This window comes from Caballeronia sp. AZ7_KS35, assembly GCF_023631045.1.
Lineage (GTDB): Bacteria > Pseudomonadota > Gammaproteobacteria > Burkholderiales > Burkholderiaceae > Caballeronia > Caballeronia zhejiangensis.
In genome coordinates this window covers 120,087-136,712 of sequence record NZ_JALQDV010000028.1, presented here as the reverse complement: position 1 = coordinate 136,712, position 16,626 = coordinate 120,087, and the positions used below count along the sequence as shown (strand labels likewise).

The window sequence follows — 16,626 nt, the reverse complement described above, 5'->3', positions numbered from 1 at the left end:
ATCACCCACCACCGCCAGTCACGAACGCGAGACATCTGACGCCCTCCGGTTCTCGATCGCCCGCTCAAGGCGTTCGATTCTGGTTTTCAATTCGAGCACCTCGGCTTCCGCGCGCTGCGCGCGCCGGTCGGCCGCATCGGCGCGTTGCTCTGCCGAGCGCATCAGCTCTTCTGCGCGGTCCGCGCGCTGCACGGCGAGCAGCTCGCGAGCCTCGGCGCGGCCAGCGCGCTCTTCCGCCAATGTCGCGAGCCGCTCGAATCGAGCAATCGCTTCGACTTGGGCAGCGGAGTCCGCCTTGACGATGTTGGCCTCGCCCTCGCTCTCGGCTTGTCGTCTGCGATCGATCTGGCGCCACATGCGGCCGCCGACCCAGAAGGTGCCAACGCTTCCAAGAGCGGTCACTATCGACTTGACGCCCTCGTTCCAGAACTCCGACATCTGGTGTTTCCTCTCTTGAGCCGCGAGGGCATAAAAAAAGCCGCCCGAAGGCGGCTTATGTGGAGTGCGGGGCGCTGTACAGGTTATAGACCTGCACACATACACGAAGCTTAAAGGCTAAACCGCAACGCTATACCTGCTCCCAGTCCATGGAGCGTACTCCTTCGATACGAACGGTCTGCCCGAACTTTGCGCGAGGATGCCAGAACAGAGTTTCGGCCGCCACTTCAGGAAGCCATGGGTGTGAGAGATCGTCTCGAACGAAGAAAACGTTGGTTCCAATGGCATTGCCGCCGACCAGATGGTAGCCCTTGCGCCGGCCAAGCTTCACGAAGGCGGCAATCGAGGCGCCCGCATAGTCAGATCCGTATTGAGTGAAGACCGCCTTGAAATCCGGCGCATAGGGAACGGTCACGGACTCTTGCGCTCCCCAAAGATGATTGATTTCAGCTACGACAACGCGCGGCGAGATGATGTCGATACGGTCCCAAAGCCAATAGTCGATCCCATCAATGTCGATCGACAGGAGATCAATGTCTCCCGTTATTCCGGCTTCGCTTATCAGGCCGTCTATATTTTCCGCCGTGATCCAATCACGAACAACGGTCGGCGGCCAGAACATCGTTGAAGGTTGCTCGGCGTAGAACTGGCGCGCGGCGCTGGCAAGCGCCTCGCTTCCTTCAAAAAGGAGTCCCGTGCATCGGTGATTCACGAGCAGGTTGGCGGTATTGCTCTCTTGACCGTTACCGCAGCACACCTCAACCACGCGCCTCGTGTTGAAGCCGAGCACTGCAAAAATGTAAAGCAAATACCCATCCTCATCGTGCTGCGAGTATGCGCTCCATCCTAGATCTCGCCATTCTGGGCGCGGGAGGCCCCGAACTGCGTTAACTCGGTACGTTTCGAATAACGCCTTCTGAGATACCGTATTCATTTCATTTCATCCGTTGCGGTGTACGGCGCATCGCAGGAGGGGAATCATGCCCGAGGCATGTGCTTCTCTCTCGTGAACTGGGCCGCGAGCGATTGTACTATGTCGCCGAAGCAGCCCTTACTCTATATCAGTCCCCAGGTGCAACGAGACCACTCATTGCGGCACCCTCACCGAGGGCAGCATAGTAAGCCGCGTAACGTGGGTCGCTGGACGGCAACGTGCCTTGGTGCGGCCAGACTTCGACGGAGTTTTCTGGACCGGAAAAAACGCCGTTCACAGTCGTCTCAGATGAATCAACGAAGCTGACAAAAACTGTTGTCGCCATTTTGACCTCCTTAAATCTCGTAGCCGCGGCAGACGACTGAGAAAGTTGCACCGCTGGTAAGGCTGTTCTTGTAAAAGATCGTTTGTGCAGTTTGGATCGGAATGGTCCATTCTCCGTACGATGCGACGGAACCAGAGACTGCATATATGGAGGAAAGGTCCTGCGCCCCCCCTGATGAATCAGCCGCCATATAGGAGCCATACACCTGCGCTGATGACGACCCAGTGATTCCCATATATCCAACGCCGAGCTTGGCATTGAACGGCAGGCATGTTGCCGAAACGGATGTGTAAGTTGTGGACACCGTGGTGGCGTTCAAAATCGACACGCCGGCGCTGTACCAGAATCTACGATCCTTCTGATAGCCGGCGACGAACTGACCGCTGGCGTTGGTTGGCCATACTGCTATCAGCGCGCTAGCCGTATAGCCGCTCGGCATATTCGCTCCGCCATACACTTCCGCGACTTTCGAAGACGTTGCATTAGTCGCCAGAAGAGCGCTTGCGCCCGTCGTCGGGTTATAGATAGCGTACAGTGCGACGAAGCCGCTCACGGGTGCTGTTCCGGTATCCATTCCGCCTGCGCCAGTGGTCGCGAGATTGATCGTCTTGCTGAAGCTAGGCAGGATGTAGGTCTGCGCTCCCAAGGCGCTGGTCACAACGATCAGATCGGAAGCCAACGTTGCGCTCGCCGAAGCTGCAGTTATGCTCATTGAGAGATTCCGGACCGTGCCAACAACGGACCCGTACATCTTCTGTAACGCGCTGTTCACCTGGTTATAAGTCGTCTTCGATCGCGTGATGCCCGCGGCCGCGAGGACTGCGCACAATTCCTCCTGAATCATGTTCAGCCACGATCCGCGCACGTTCGTCGCCGGTGTTCCGGCCGTCGGATTGCCCTCGGTGAAGTAGCCTTCCGTGCCGGCGGTTTCCGGCGTCGGGAGAGACGTCGCTGCGGTTGCGTCATCGATTCGAAACATGGTGCCTCGTCTATGCGTAAGCGAAAATTGGAATGGTGTGCGCCGGCATTACTGCGCGGAACTCGCACTCCAGAACTGTGTTGCCCCACGATGCAAGTGGATCGCCGGCGGCCATCGAACCCGCCACTGCGCGTACCACTGTGTTCAACGGCGCGGTGATCTTCCAGGCAAAATTCCAGTCGTACCCGCAGCACGGCTGCCCAGCCTTTAGCATGCCTGCTCGCGCCTGGCTGTATTGTGTGATGGTCACGGTGTAGCCGAGCGACGCGGCGAACGCCATGAGGTGCGGAATCGATGCCCCGCCTACAGCAGACAGGCGAGCGACGACTTGAGCACGGCGAGCGGGAACCGTGGGTGCAGTTCCTGCGCACGGATCTGGAAGTCCCAGCGTTGATTCCCACTCAGGCAAAAGCTCATAGGTCGTCGAAGGAAATGCGTCGACGAGCAAGTAGTTCGCACGCGCTGTCTGCCTTTCATATGATGGCGCGAGCCCCGATAGCACCCTTGTCTGCACAGCATCCGGGTCGCGCGGCCATACGCGACCGCGCGGCAACAACGCCTGCATTGCAGCGAGGAAGTCTGCTGCCTTGAAGTTCGGTGCAAGCATGGATGCCTCAAACGTAGTTCACGCCGGCGAGCACCGGAAGCTGGCCGAAACCGCTTGTGATGTTTCCCGGGTAAGTCGTCGTCGTTGCCCCGACCACGCCTTGAACCAGCGTGATAACGAAACCGCTCGTACCCGATACCGATGCGATCGCGGATTCGATGTCCGAGCGATTGATCGTGCCCGCGCGCGGGTCGCCGTTGCGAAATAGGACGTCTGCAATCGCGGTGGATATTGCAGCGCGCGTCGAAGTCGACGTGCCCATCAGTCCGGACAGAGTGAACGTCAGGTTGTTCGCAACAGGCGCGCACGAATACACCAGCGCAGTCACCGGTTGCTCGTTCACGATCGTGTCGGCGACGACGAGTTGATCACCGGTTGCGACTGTGCCGCGCGGCGTACCGCCTGGCCCCTTGTCGAACTGCGAGCACCCATTCGTGCCTTGAGGGAACCCGTTGTGCAAAGCCTCGGCGGCATCCCACATCGTGTAGATCACGACCGTACCGGCACCGAAGCCATTCGGCGCGCACCACGCGCGCGTCACACCGGGCACGGCAAGAGCCCAGCCGACGTAGTCGTTGAGATCGCCGCCCTGCGGCGTGTTCTGATACGCAGCAAGCATCCGCGTGCGCAGATCATCGTTATCTTCGGTGTCTGAGCCAGATGCAACTGTGCCCGTGATCGTCCCGGACGACTGCAATCCGGAGACCGCAGCGCCGAGCGCTACAGTCGTGCCCGGATCCGCGTTACCCGCCACACCCGCGACAGTCGCGACGATCGTCACCGACAGAAATCCCGTTCCGTCCACCGTCGTTGTTGCGCCCGTCGTGTACGTCGCGCCATCGCTGCGCACGACCTGCGTCCCGACATTAAGCACTGTGCCCGTTACGCCGGCGAACGATGCAGTCAATTGCGCGGGTGTGGCGGCCTTCCGATATACCTTCTTGAGCGCTGCCCAGCCTTCGAGGTACTCATCCTCTGCGGTGAACGGAACCGACTGCTTTGCGATCCAGTCGAGGTATCCCATCTGCAGATTCGACATCCCCGCCTGCACCTTGCCGACCACCTTCAAGACGGTACGGCGCAGCGTTGCGTCAGCACCCTGCAAGGCCGAGTTGATGTCGGCCGCCACCTCGCTGATCAAGGTGGAGAGCGTTTTTCGTTGGAATGGCATATCAGGTGAGCTGTTGCCATGCCCATGCGTACGTCAGGGAGACGCTGGGACCGGCCGGTTGATAGAGCGTGATTTGCGCGCCGAGGAGCGTGTCGCGCGTCCATTCCGTCTGAACGTCCATGCGCGCGACGACGCCGTCATCGACGAGCCATTGCAAGGCCTCGACGATATAGTCGCGCGCGTTATTGAGCACCTCTTGCGTCTGCTTCGACCTGTCCAGCAGCCAGAGACGGGAACCGATTGGGCTGTCCTCGTCGAGATCTCCCCACCAGCCGCGCGGGTCGCCGGTGCCATCCGGAATGATGTCGTCGGCGTTTGCGACGCGATCCGTGAAAAGGCTAAGCAAAACAGCCGTCTGCAGATCGTTGCCGGTTTCAAGGTAACCGCCGCTCACAACGTTCGACAGGTAAGCCCCTGACCATGAAAGATTTGCACCGGGAAGCGCCGCAGCAGTGAGAGTCACCCCGCCGCTAGACGTCAACGTGTAATCTGTGACCGTAACAGCAGCCGTCGTAGTCGGAATGTAACTGCCGGCCGCGGCGCCTTGGACGTGCATGCCGCCGAATAGAAGAACATCTGCTGTTTGGCTCGTGCCGGCATTGCTTCCTTGCGTGTCCAATCGAAAAATGCGGTTGGTGTCGCTCGCGGCCGGCAAACTGAGGGACAACTGTTGCCACGCCGGTCCCACCGTAACCACTGCAAGGTTCGCGCCGTTGAGACTCAGCTGCAGGTTGTACGAAGAGACGCCATCGGTGGATCTCGCCCAAATGCTGACAGCATACGGCTGGCCGGCAACCGTTGTGACTGTCTGCGACAGACGACTGTAGTCGGTGCTTGTGGTTCCAGCCCCTCGATCGAAGATGACGCGCGTCGCCGCGCTAATGCCGTCCGGAGCAGTACCAGTGGCCTGCAGCGTCGCTACGGGAACGACCCCGGTCCCGCTCGCCTGCTTGGACCATGGGGATTGGGTTATGTCTCCGGACCATCGGAGCGCATTAGTCCTCGGCGTGGCGTACAGCAGTTGATTGCCTTGCCAATCGTTGCGATAAATCTGCGCCGATAGAATCGCGCTGATCGCTCCGGCAGTTGGCGTCAGAGTGAATTGCGTCGTTACGCCATCGCCATATCCGAACGGAACAGGGCTGGCGACATTGACCTGCTGCCCGGAAACCGAAAACGGTTCGAACGACCAGTCCCCGCGACTATTGGCGGGGTCCCAGACGATGCTGAGGTCAGGCATCTATTACTCCGGCTGTGTCGGCGGTTGCGTACTGATCGTGCTGCCGCCCGTCTGGACGTTCACGATCGGGTGGGTATGCAAGTTGGCCACAGCCCGCATGCCCGCGACCGTCCGCGTGTTCGTTTCGTAGTTGTCGATGATGTCGCCCTTGCACTTCAGCAACGGCGTGTCAGCGTCGATCTCTGGCGTGTTCGTGATCGTCACAGGCTTCCCGCCGCCATCTAGCACCATCCCAGCCTGCGATAGGTAGACCTTCTGCCCCGTGTTGTCGTGCACGACAACCTCGCCGCTCGCCAGCGCCGTGACCCGATATTTGGCGTTCGATGTCGCGATAACGATGCCGTTCGTGCGCTCGCCATTCCCGAAAACAATGAGCGCCTCGGAGCCGATCGGCGGATTTGAAGACAGCCCATATTCGACGTAGCGCGGAATGTCGCCGACCGTTTCGAGCGCGTTGACCTTTGCCTGCAGATACTGGACGGTTCGCGTGTCGTCGACGAACGAAATCACCGCGCGGCTCACGAACAGACGAATCCGCCGCGATAGCGCGTTCAGTGCGTCGAGCATTCAAGGTCCTCAGGCCGGAGCGATGTCCGGATCGATGCGTTGTAAAACGAGCGGCTCAGGCAGATACGCCTGACGCGGCGCGAGCAGGAGCTCGGTATGCGTTCCGTTCTCATCGAGGATGAAACTGATCTCGGTGATGAGCAGGAGCGTCTTTTCCGGGATCTTGAGCAGCGGCATCGTGACGGGCACCTGATAGTTCAGATACCAGGGCGATCCGCTCGAATCGGTCCAGCTATCCACCAATACGCGTACCTGCCGCGACATGCCGTAGGCGCGCGCAATCTGCCAGTCGACCCGCCGTTCCAGATACGTTCGGTCCGACGAAGGCTGCTCGGACACGATGAATTTCGGTCGATACCGCTTCACGCCCGGGTCGTACGCCGTGTATTCAGGCAGCAGATTGACGCCGATGTCCGTCGCGTTGTTGTAGTTCGTCAGAACGCCCGAGACGCTCGAAAACCGCCCAAGCGAACTCTTCACGGATACCGCCGACTCGACGTTCTTCCCGATTTCAAGCCCAGTCGATCCGAGTGTGTCGCCGGCCAGCGCGAGGCACAAAGTGCCGTCCTCGAGCTCGAATGCGAGCACGCCGCTATACCGGCAGCAGCGCTCGATGATTTCCCACGGCGTCTCCGTAATCGAGATCAACTGGAACGGGATCGTCGGCAGTTCATCGATCACGGCCTGCAGGCTCGCCGAAACGACAATGTCGATTTCGAAGTTCTTCAGCAGCGCCTGGCAGACTGCATCGATGCGGCTGTTCGCCAGAATCCGATCGACTGGAGCACTGCAGTCGATCAAATCCTGACATCTGCCGCGTCCGGTCGCGCGAACTAGATGCTCGTGCGGCGTGATGATGTATTCGACGGTATCGACGTATCCGGTCAGCAACAGAGTGTCCGCATCGATCGCGATCTGGATTGGCGCGCCGCCGATCAGCGAGGCCTCATCGACTTCTTCCGGAAAGCGCTCGGTCATCTCCAGCACGAACGAACCGGTGCAACTCTCGATCGAACGCGTGACGCGCGCGCCTTTCCAGCCGGTGATCGAGATATTCGATTCCGGCAAGGTAACAACGAGCGAATTCATCAGTACGTCGCCCCGAGCGCGAATTGACTGGTTGAGCCGGTCGAGCCTCGCTCCACCGTCGATTTCACATTAGGCGAGCCGGATACTTCAGCTCGCGAACCCTTAGGCATGTTTCCCAGTTCAACTTTCACGCGCAGCTCCCCGTCGGCGCGAGCCCGCGTCGGCTCCTGCTGAGCAGCCGTCTGTGCCGAATTCCCGCCCGAATACAGTCCCGCGATACGATCAGCGGTCGCCGCGCGTTCGGCAGCCGCACCAGCCGCGTCGGCGGGACGCTCATAGAGGCGCGACACGATGTCGGCCGCTTGGCGCGGCGTACGCGCCATCTCCAACTCGGCTCCTGCGCGCTGTTCACCACCTTGGCGAAGCTCGTAATCGACAAACCCGAGCTGCTGCTCGAGCGTCGAGTTACCGATCCAGTTCCCAGCCCACTGTTGAAACGCGGCTTGGCGGTCAGGGTGCCACTGCGCAATGCCGTACGCCTTGCCGTTATCGCCACTCGCCGCCGGGTCAATGCCGCTCTCGTGCTGCAGATTCGAGACGATGCCGATCGCCTGCGCGCGAGTCCAACCTCGCGACTCGAAGAACGAGACGGCGGCCGGAACGTTGGCATTTGGCTCGGCACCGACCTGGGCGTTGGTGCGCGCGCCGTTCCCGCGCAGATAGTTACCGAACTTCTCAAGCCCATCGATCGCGCGGTCTCCAAGGTTCGCGGCAGGCGGCGCATCGGGCGACGATGCGGGGACGTAGCTGCTGCCATTCCAGCGCGTCGGAACATAGTCCTGCCCATTCACGCGCGCAATGACGCGTTCGACTCCTTCGAGGAGGGTCGTCAGCGCCGGAGCAAGGCCGCCGAGTATCGTCTGCTTCGTCTTGTCGAACTGCGCGTCGAGCCTCGCCATCGCCTCGGCGTAGTCGTTCGCGTGACGAATATCGTCCTCGCTCGGGGCGAGCGCGACGCCGCGCGCATAGCGATCGCGCACACCGCCGGCTCCCTTGTTCAGCAGATCTTCCAAGCCACCCGCGTCGAGCGCTTCAAACAGGCGATGGCGCGCGAGCGGGCCGTTCCGGCTATTCACGCTCTCGCCGGCTGCGGCGATCTGCTCTAGCAGACGCTCTGAGCTGAACTGGCCGCGCTCGTCGAGCCCGTTGATGCCGTACGCCTGGTAGATCATCCGCTTCTGCGGATCTCGACCCTGCGTCGACTCGTAATACCCACGCGTCACGCCCTCAATGGATGACGTCGCCTGCTCGGCGCCAAGACCAACCGACTTCGCCGCGTTCTGAATGCCGAATAATTCCTTTGCGTCAATGCCGAGGGTCAGCGATTTGTTGCTGACGCTGCGGACGGTGTTCGCCCATGCGGATTCAATCGAAAGGATCTTGGACGTAACGAGCGCGGCAGCGCCCACAACGCCGGCAAGCAACGCGCCGCTAAGCGCGCTCGCGCGAGTCGCACCGGTCACGAAACTCTGCACTGCCGTCATGCGCTGGGAAGAGCGCGTCGTGCGCATCATCGCCTGATCGATGGCACGAAGGTTCCGGTTCGCCGAAGCGAAGCCTGAGCCCGTCCTGTCGAGCGCGGAGATTACGATCGTCAGGTTGTTTGCCATGGATCAAGTTGCCAGTGCCTTGAAGCTCGTCGGGAAAAATGCGGGATGAACTGGATCTGCTTGCGAAACGAGTTCGTCCGCTTGCGATGCATCGCGATAAATGCGATGCGCCAGTGTCAGAGACGGCAGCGGCGTCGCGAACGCGAACGTCCGCATCGCCGGCAAACTCGCACCGCGCTGATTCAAATCTGATACAACGGCTTGCCGCAGCGATCGCAGAGCCTCATAAGTCTCATCGTCGCCTTGATCGCCCGATACGGTCATCTCGGAGTCGATCAGATCGAGCACCTGACTTCGGACGCGCGCCGCGTCATCGGTCGACGTGGGCTCGTAATTCGATGCCGCGACAGCGATCGAAGCGATGGTCGCGCGCCGAAACAGATCCGAGCAGGCTGACTGCATGGTCGCCATCGCAGTGCCGATCGTCGACGCCGTTGTCGCGCCGCTCGGTTCATATGCCGCCAGCGACGTGAGCAAGCGCATCGAATCAGCCGGATCCGGCGTCGCCGCCAACATCGCGCTCGTGATCCCCTGCGCCGCCGCAGTGAACTCGTCGATTGTCGACGCGTCGAGATTTCGCGCCGCCGCGTCGAGGGTCGCGGAAACGGCGTCGAGATTCGCGCGCGCAAGGGTTGCAGCCAGCGTCAAGCTCTCGACGGTCGCGCCGCTCGTGTCGACGGACGAGCTCGGAAACTTGCTGAACGTCGGCACCGTCGCGCTGCCGGCGAACCTCCCAAAGTCGCCAGGCAGGTTCGTCAGTAGCCGGAAGAGGTTCCGCGCGTCGCCAACGAAATTCTTTGCCGCCGTGTACCAGCCGACGGCCGTGCTCACCGCCGATCCAAGCACCGCAGCGCCGTACGCGATTGCTGTCAGCGCGGTGCGAGCGAAATTAAGAGCGGCCGCCACGTTCAGGCCGCCCGCGGCGCTTTCGACAAGACTGCCGCCCGCCACCGAGGTCGCCGGGAAGACACGAGGACCGCCCTCGATAAATTCAAACTCGAATTCGAAATACCGGCCCTTCTCCCACCGCTCGATCCAGCGGCTATCCATCAGGCTGACGTCTCGCCGACCATACGTCGGATGCACGAGTGAGCCGGCGCCTTCCTTCTCACATGCTGCAATCAGCAGGTCGCGCTGCGCGATGACGTCGTCGCCAACGACGAAGCCGAACACGCGAAAGCGCCGCGTGCCGCGCCCAAGATCCTCAACCCACGGCGTGTCGCGCAGCGGATATTCATGCAGTTCGTTCCGGCGACCGAAGCCGCCCTCACCGCCGAGCGATACAAACGGCACGCCGCGGAATGACGCGGGCCGCAGTTGATCGAAATACGAACCGGCGGAGCCGCCGAGCCGTGCGGCCAGCGAGCTCGCCAGATTGGAGATGCCCGAGGTGGTGCCGAGCACTGCACCTGCGCCGCCCCCAATGTTCATGCCTTCGCTCCAATCTGTTGTTTCATGCGCTTGGCCTGATCAAGCCATCGCAAAGTCTCGGAAAACGTCATGCCGTCGGCGTCGTTCGGCCCCCACCGCATGAAATGCGTCAAGTCGGCGAGAACGTCGTCCCAGCCTTCCGGCATGGCCGTGACGGCGGCAATCAGTCGTCCGAGTTCGCTGTCCGCCGAAGCTGAAAACCGTTGAAGTACGCGCACGCGGCCATGAAATCACGCGCCGTAAGCGCACGTATTGCGTTCTTCGGCACCTTCGACACAATACTGATGAGCGCGATACTCGAAGCGAAGGTGCCACCGGCGGCGAACGCCTTACGCTTCTGCTGGTTCGTCGGCTCGCACAGTTCGAGAGAAGCGACATTCAGCGGGCTGTCGTCGGCCGTGAGCTTGACCGGCGATTGGAGAACAAGCTCGAACTCGTCGGCGCTGGCCTTCATACCGCTGATCGCTTCCTTGCCGAAGGAACCGATGAAATCGGCTGCCTCGTCGATCTGGCTCGTGTACATCTGATCGATCACGTCGACCGGCACGCCGCTCAGCAGCGCGATCAGTGCGATCTGCAAGCCATAAACGCCTGCCGAATTTTCCGCCTTCTCATACTCACCGGCGGTCGGCTCGCGTAGCGTAATGGAATCGACGCTCGTGGCCTTGTCGCCCTTGCCATAGCTCAGCGGCTTGCGCAGCTGAATGGTTTTCGTGTCGCACATCGATTAATTCTCCGTCACTGCGTCCTGCAGACCTTCCCACTTAACCGCGAACTTTGCTTCGGTGGTGTCTACTTCCTGCGCTTCGACGGTCCACATGTTGCGGCCAATGATCGTCTTTCCATTCGCTAGTTCGAGAACGACCGTCACGCTGCGCATCGCATTGAATTGCGCGAGGCTAAGCCCGCCGGAGTCGCGAATTGAAGCGGAGATCGACGGCGCCTTCGGCTTTTCACTGAAGCCGTGTCCGGTGTCCTGCCCTTGCAGCGACTCTCGCGTTACGCGGCCAACGTCGTACTTCAACTCGCCTTCGAGCTGATAGTTGATGCCGTCGACCGTGATGTACGCGGTGCCGGCGATGAAATTCGTGTTGTTCGCCATCGTTGGCTCTCCACAAATGAAAAAGCCGCCCGGTCAGGGCGGCGCACAGCGTTGGCGAACTGCTTACGATTGGCTCGTCGACAGGCGAAACTGCGCGAGCAACGCGAAGATTCGGAGCTGATTGATCAGCGTGCCGGGCCAGAGGACATCGACGCGATTCGGGTTTTGCGCGTTCTGCTCGACGATGATCGACTGCGCGAACGCATCGCTGCCCTGCACGTACCCCTCGTACTCCATCGCCCGGTACTCGGCGATCTGGTCCGCCTTGATGATATTCGGCGTCACGATGCCGGCGCCCGGCCCGAAACGGGTTCCGTTCGCCGCGAGCTTCACGCGCGCGTACTTCGACGTCACCAAAGTGCGGAGACGGCGCAGCACATACGCAAGCAGGAACATCGTCTCGATTTCGAGATAGCTGTTGTCGGGCTGCCCGAAAGCGTTGAGCTGATAGCTCGTGATCAGGTTTTCGATCGAGACCGTGCCATCCTGCGCCACGGTGAAGGTCGAGATGCCGTCGTACAGCAGCGTGTTCCGCTGGCTGAGGTTGAACCGCGACTGCAGCGGCGGAGCAAGTACACCCGTCAGCGCGACGGTCTGCATCGGCACGCCCGGATCTGCACGAACACTCACGGCGGTCACCGCAGCCAGCGCGGCGGCCCATTGCCATGCCGGTGTCGGCGAGTCGTTGAAGCCCATGATCGACTCGTGCTGGTTGTTGCGCGAGGTGCCGAAAGTCGTGAGGCCAGCCCACGTGCTGCGATAGGCGGCGAACACGTGGCCGTACACCTGCTGCTGCCAGCTCCAACGGCCGGTCGAGTCGTTCAGGAACGCCTTCAGCGCGTCGAGCGACGTCGTATCGGTGAACGCGCACGCAATGAAGTCGAACGGCATGTCCTGAAGATTGCCGAGCGCCGTCGTCAGCGTCGGGTTCGTCGTACCACCCGCCATCGCAGTGATCGTCGCAGCCAGGCCCGTCGGCAGCGCCTCGCCGGCCGTCGTACCGATGTAATTGAAGCGGACGTCGATGTCGTTGCCGACGAGGCCCTTATTGTCGGCCGTCAGCGTTACGGTGCTCGTCGATGCGGCAGCAGTGACGGGCATCGACGGGATCAGATTGATCGCCGCGGCGACGGCGGTCGCAATCTGCGCGGTCGTCTGGCCCGCCGTCACCGGCACGGTGACGAGCTGACCGGCGATATAGAGCGAGATCGTGCCATTAGCCGTCGGCGCCGACGTGAACGCGATCGTGCCGGTCGCGGCCACGGCGCCCGCCGCGTCCTGCACAGGCAGATACCAGAGTTCGCCGAACTGATCGTTCTGGCGATAGGCGGTGGTCATCAGCGCGAGCACGCTGTTCGCGCCCGCCTGGACGTTCGCGTCGCCGGTGCCCGACGAGATGAGCGGCACGTTGGGCGTAGCGATGCCGGCCGACGTCATCGGACCGATCAGCAATGCGCGCTGGTTCGCGACAGCGGAATTCGCGTGCGAATTGTCGATCTCAGCGAAGAACAGCGGCGTGCGGATGTTCTGCGGGATCTGCTTGAACGGAATGGTCATTCTGCGTCACTCCCCGACTGCTTCGGTGCGGGCAGAGCCGCGTTGTCCGCGAGAACGACGTCGCCGTCATTGAGCACGCGGGTCCAGAAGATGTCGCCGTCCGGCACTTCGATGCCTTCGTCCGGCAGCAACTGCTTCGTAACCGGATGCCGCACTTTGAGGCCCGGTGCAGGTTTGACGATCATTCGTCGCTCCTATTGAGGAAATTGAACGTTGACCTCGCCTTCCGAGCGACCGTCTGGGCCCTGCGTGCGCGGGGCCGGCGTGACAGCGTCGGGGAATGGCGGGTCCGGATATGTGCCGTTCGGATCGGCGACGTTCGTGAGGTCAGCCGTCACGTTCATCGCAAGCAACTGCGTGTTGATGTCTGGATAAAAAGTCTCGACGAACTCGATGCCCAGAAGGATCGAGAGACCGCCTACGTGCGTCGAGCCATCAGCGGTCACTTCCGTTTCCGTGTCGCAGAACGAGAAGTCCTGCACGATACGGCGCAACGGAATGCTCTTGAATACCGCCTCTTCAATCTCCGCGCCGAGCGTCTCCAGCGCGAGAAGAGCGGCCGGCCCAGATGCCGCCGAGACCTCCACCTTGATCTCGAAGGCCGCGATCGTCGTGAACGCCGTCGGACCGCTTCTGCCGTTCGATTGCTTGCGCTCTTTCGCCGGTCGCAGCTTGATCGCAGGAAGCTTAGGCGTCGCTACGTTCCAGTCACCAGGCGAATACACCGTCACACCAGGGATCGTCTGCAAGATCGAAAGCAGCACGCCGCGCAGTTGCGCGCGGCCAGTTTGATCAGGCATCGGTTTGCCCCGGAATGTTGAGCATGAGACGGCCGCCGCCGTGCCCATCGAGATGAACCTCGCGCACCTGCCAGTGCTCGCCCGTCTTGTTGATCATCAGCGTGTCGTACTGCTGCGGCTCGACGGGGAACTGTGAGACCTGAATCCCGACCGTCGGCTGCTGCGTGACGACCGTCGACCCGGTCACCGGATCGACGCCGAAGAACGCTTTGTCGTAAGCGCCGGTGATTTGGAACGAGCCACCGTCGATCGGCATATAGGTGATCGCCGTCCCAAACTGCGCCATCAGAGGACCGAGGATCTTGCCGTCGACGATGTCGTCCCAGTCCATCACTTACTCCGCAGGGTTGATCGACACCTGACCGCCGGAGATCTGAGCGCCCTCAAGCTGCACTTCGTCGACCTGCTGCGGAACCAGATAGCCAAGTCCGCGAAGCCGCGTCACCTCCGACTCGGGCAAACGCACCTTTTGTCCGGCCGTCTTGATCACATCGACCACCTCATCTGCCTTACCGTCTTTCCCCTTCACAAGCACTCGATCGTGAATCGTGCGGTTGCGTGCGACGACGGCCTCAACCATTCTTTCGTTGGTAGCCATTAGTCACCTCACGCGACGGTTGCAGCGAGCGCGGCATTCACGCGGCTGGGGATGATCACCGGGGCCGACTGCATCATCATGAAGCGCTGTGCTGGATCGTTTTCAAGCCACGTCTTCGGAGCGAACGGCAGCGCCGCATAGTTGAACGCCGGGTCTTCGATGATGCCGAAACCGCGAGTACCCTGAAGGTCTGGCCCGGTCATGATCAGGGAGCCGTCCGGAAGCATCGGCTGTTCGACGTTGTTATCGTCGACGTACCAGTCGTTGTACAGCCAGAGGTTGTATTGGCCCCACACACCCTTGGCAACTGCGCCGCGCTGGATCTGTGCGCCGACGTTCAGCACATTGCCATTCTCACCGAGGGCCGGATAAAGAATCGCGCCTTTCAGGACAGGATCCAGCTTGAAACCATTCCACGCTTTCGGCGTGAAGATGATGTCCGTTGCGACCGCTCCCGACGACTTCAGGATCTGCTGTTGCCACGTCTCGACGTTGGCAGTCGGGTTCGCGGTGCCGGCAGTGATGTTGGCTGCAGTCCACTGAGCGCCGCCGGTCAGCGCGATCGTCAGCGAGCCGTCCCTGCCGAAGTCGATCACGGTTGTCGGAAAGCCTTCACCGGAAACGGTCAGCGTGCCCGTCAGCAGCACCTGCGCGGCCATCCATTCGAGACGGCGCGTCAGCATGTCGATCTGATCGTTGAGCTCGAACTCGAGGTTCATCTGTTCGCGCACTTCCGGGTCGAGCGCGCCGCCGATGCGTTCGCCGATCATGCGACGGACCGGCTTGCGCAGATCGGGAGCGCGCTTGTCCTTGATGTACGGCGGCTTGAACGTGTTCGTCTGGTAGCGGCGGCTCTCGACAAGCTTGCCTTCGACCAGCGGCGAGCAGAACGGCGACATACGGCGCTTGCCGACATCCACGTCGATCGAGACGAATTCCGAGTCCGACATCACGATGTTCGTGAAGTAACGGTCCAGCAGCCAGCTTTGCGCCAGCTTCAGGTTCTCGACGACCCCGATCAAGGTGTTCGTATCAAAAATCAGGTTTCCGGGCATTGCTCTCTCCGAGTGTGTGGCCCAAATGAAAAAGCCCCGCACGGGGGCCTTTACATCAGTTCGATTGAGGGTTTAGCTCGGGTCAGCAGCCGTGACCGAGGACTTGAGGTGGATGCCGAGCGGGCGCAGCGCGTCTTGTGCTGCCGTCGACGTGATGCCGGCGCCGAGCGTCACCGCGTTGACGTTGAACTCGCCTTCGAGATAAACGCCCGCAACGACGTCACCGGCGCTGCCATCGGCGTAATCAGCGAGAATCGCCGTCGGCGTCTGGCTGCCATCGGACGATGCCGACAGCGCAACGGTGAACTTGCCGCTCGCCGTAATCTTGCCGAGCACCGTGCCACGCACGAACGGGCCGCCCGTGATCGTGACGTTGCGGGTGACGAGTTGCTTCGGGCCCGCGATCAGCTGATCGGGGACGAACGTTTGGGCGGATGCCGACGGGACTTGGGGGTTCTCCCCGACCGTGGTAGGAGTCAAAGCCATCTGGGTTTCTCCGGGTATGGGGGGGTTTAAAGTTCGCCGCGACGGAGCTTGCCCGCCGCGAGGATCTTCTGGGCCAGCGTCGGCTCAGCCGCCGCCGGTGCCGAGGCGCCAGGATTTGCCGGCCGGGCGTGCGCCATACGCTCATCGAGCGACTTGCGCTGCGGCGCTACCGGTGCGGCGGCTACCGGAGCCGTGGCGTGCGCGCCCGAGCCGAGGATCGCGATCGCGTCCGCCGACGACAGCTTCGTGTTGAAAGCGAACTTCGCAGCTTGCTCGACATTGCCGGTCGCGATGCCGTGCGCCATGATTCGCGCGCAGCGTGCGCGCTCGGTTGCACGAGCGGCCTTCTTCGAGTCGTCGGTTTCGTCGTCGCCGTCTTCCGCCTCGGTGTCGTCACCGTCGACGTCATCCGCCTTCGCTTTTTTGGCCTCTTCTTCCTTGCGCTTTTCTTCTTCGGCCTTTTCCTTGTCGTCGAGCTCTTCCATGCGCTTCGCATAGTCCTCGTCCGACTCGTCCTCGCGCTGCTTGCGCTCGTCGTCGTCCTGTTCGGCGCGCGCGGCGCCGGCACGGCTCAGCAGGTGGGCAAACGGCGCCACGCCCGCAAGGGTCTTCTTCAAACTCATTGCATACCTCGTGA

Annotated in this window: 20 protein-coding genes; all 20 read right to left on the bottom strand. The window is 61.5% G+C overall.

All coding sequences use genetic code 11. The annotated features are described in order from the left end of the window. Positions 1 to 18: 18 nt before the first annotated feature. The 20 genes from NCT05_RS17740 to NCT05_RS17645 all read right to left on the bottom strand — a co-directional run bounded on the left by NCT05_RS17740 (position 19) and on the right by NCT05_RS17645 (position 16,612). On the bottom strand, positions 19 to 438 hold the full coding sequence (locus tag NCT05_RS17740; RefSeq protein ID WP_250502847.1) for a hypothetical protein: 420 nt from the start codon (positions 436 to 438) through the stop codon (positions 19 to 21). Between the two features lie 130 nt (positions 439 to 568). Continuing rightward, positions 569 to 1,246 (bottom strand): hypothetical protein, encoded by a 678-nt coding sequence (locus NCT05_RS17735; RefSeq protein WP_250502846.1) that lies wholly within the window; start codon positions 1,244 to 1,246, stop codon positions 569 to 571. Positions 1,247 to 1,707: 461 nt separating this feature from the next. After that, positions 1,708 to 2,676: a hypothetical protein gene (locus NCT05_RS17730; protein ID WP_250502845.1), complete on the bottom strand. Its 969-nt coding sequence runs from the start codon at positions 2,674 to 2,676 to the stop codon at positions 1,708 to 1,710. Positions 2,677 to 2,686: 10 nt separating this feature from the next. Further along, positions 2,687 to 3,283, bottom strand: coding sequence for a YmfQ family protein (locus tag NCT05_RS17725; RefSeq protein WP_250502844.1), 597 nt, complete (start codon positions 3,281 to 3,283; stop codon positions 2,687 to 2,689). 7 nt (positions 3,284 to 3,290) lie between these two features. Then, entirely contained in the window at positions 3,291 to 4,454 is a 1,164-nt protein-coding gene (locus NCT05_RS17720) for a baseplate J/gp47 family protein (RefSeq protein ID WP_250502843.1), read from the bottom strand. 1 nt (position 4,455) lies between these two features. Then, positions 4,456 to 5,694 carry a phage GP46 family protein gene (locus NCT05_RS17715; RefSeq protein ID WP_250502842.1) on the bottom strand — a complete coding sequence of 413 codons (1,239 nt, stop codon included), beginning with the start codon at positions 5,692 to 5,694 and terminating at the stop codon, positions 4,456 to 4,458. 3 nt (positions 5,695 to 5,697) lie between these two features. Then, on the bottom strand, positions 5,698 to 6,261 hold the full coding sequence (locus tag NCT05_RS17710) for a phage baseplate assembly protein V (RefSeq protein ID WP_250502841.1): 564 nt from the start codon (positions 6,259 to 6,261) through the stop codon (positions 5,698 to 5,700). Between the two features lie 9 nt (positions 6,262 to 6,270). Further along, positions 6,271 to 7,350 carry a phage baseplate assembly protein gene (locus NCT05_RS17705; RefSeq protein ID WP_250502839.1) on the bottom strand — a complete coding sequence of 360 codons (1,080 nt, stop codon included), beginning with the start codon at positions 7,348 to 7,350 and terminating at the stop codon, positions 6,271 to 6,273. Then, entirely contained in the window at positions 7,350 to 8,960 is a 1,611-nt protein-coding gene (locus NCT05_RS17700; RefSeq protein ID WP_250502837.1) for a phage tail tip lysozyme, read from the bottom strand. Before NCT05_RS17700 ends, NCT05_RS17705 begins: the two co-directional genes overlap by 1 nt. 3 nt (positions 8,961 to 8,963) lie before the next feature. Continuing rightward, positions 8,964 to 10,391 carry a DNA circularization protein gene (locus NCT05_RS17695; RefSeq protein ID WP_250502836.1) on the bottom strand — a complete coding sequence of 476 codons (1,428 nt, stop codon included), beginning with the start codon at positions 10,389 to 10,391 and terminating at the stop codon, positions 8,964 to 8,966. A 163-nt stretch (positions 10,392 to 10,554) separates the two neighbouring features. Beyond that, on the bottom strand, positions 10,555 to 11,115 hold the full coding sequence (locus NCT05_RS17690; protein ID WP_250502835.1) for a phage tail assembly protein: 561 nt from the start codon (positions 11,113 to 11,115) through the stop codon (positions 10,555 to 10,557). A 3-nt stretch (positions 11,116 to 11,118) separates the two neighbouring features. Beyond that, complete coding sequence (locus tag NCT05_RS17685) at positions 11,119 to 11,493, bottom strand: phage tail tube protein (RefSeq protein WP_250502833.1); 375 nt, start codon at positions 11,491 to 11,493, stop codon at positions 11,119 to 11,121. Between the two features lie 63 nt (positions 11,494 to 11,556). After that, positions 11,557 to 13,050, bottom strand: coding sequence for a phage tail sheath subtilisin-like domain-containing protein (locus NCT05_RS17680; RefSeq protein ID WP_250502831.1), 1,494 nt, complete (start codon positions 13,048 to 13,050; stop codon positions 11,557 to 11,559). After that, positions 13,047 to 13,235, bottom strand: coding sequence for a DUF2635 domain-containing protein (locus tag NCT05_RS17675; protein WP_061117460.1), 189 nt, complete (start codon positions 13,233 to 13,235; stop codon positions 13,047 to 13,049). Before NCT05_RS17675 ends, NCT05_RS17680 begins: the two co-directional genes overlap by 4 nt. Positions 13,236 to 13,244: 9 nt before the next feature. Then, positions 13,245 to 13,898, bottom strand: a complete 654-nt coding sequence (locus NCT05_RS17670) for a hypothetical protein (protein ID WP_250502830.1) — start codon at positions 13,896 to 13,898, stop codon at positions 13,245 to 13,247. After that, positions 13,843 to 14,181, bottom strand: coding sequence for a head-tail joining protein (locus NCT05_RS17665; protein ID WP_250502828.1), 339 nt, complete (start codon positions 14,179 to 14,181; stop codon positions 13,843 to 13,845). Before NCT05_RS17665 ends, NCT05_RS17670 begins: the two co-directional genes overlap by 56 nt. Positions 14,182 to 14,184: 3 nt before the next feature. Next, entirely contained in the window at positions 14,185 to 14,448 is a 264-nt protein-coding gene (locus NCT05_RS17660) for a hypothetical protein (RefSeq protein ID WP_250502827.1), read from the bottom strand. A gap of 8 nt (positions 14,449 to 14,456) precedes the next feature. Then, positions 14,457 to 15,545 (bottom strand): major capsid protein, encoded by a 1,089-nt coding sequence (locus NCT05_RS17655; RefSeq protein ID WP_250502826.1) that lies wholly within the window; start codon positions 15,543 to 15,545, stop codon positions 14,457 to 14,459. Between the two features lie 30 nt (positions 15,546 to 15,575). Then, a complete protein-coding gene (locus NCT05_RS17650; protein WP_250502825.1) occupies positions 15,576 to 15,989 on the bottom strand; it encodes a head decoration protein in 414 nt (137 codons plus the stop codon). A gap of 26 nt (positions 15,990 to 16,015) precedes the next feature. Further along, positions 16,016 to 16,612, bottom strand: a complete 597-nt coding sequence (locus tag NCT05_RS17645; protein ID WP_250502824.1) for a hypothetical protein — start codon at positions 16,610 to 16,612, stop codon at positions 16,016 to 16,018. Between the last annotated feature and the right edge of the window lie 14 nt (positions 16,613 to 16,626).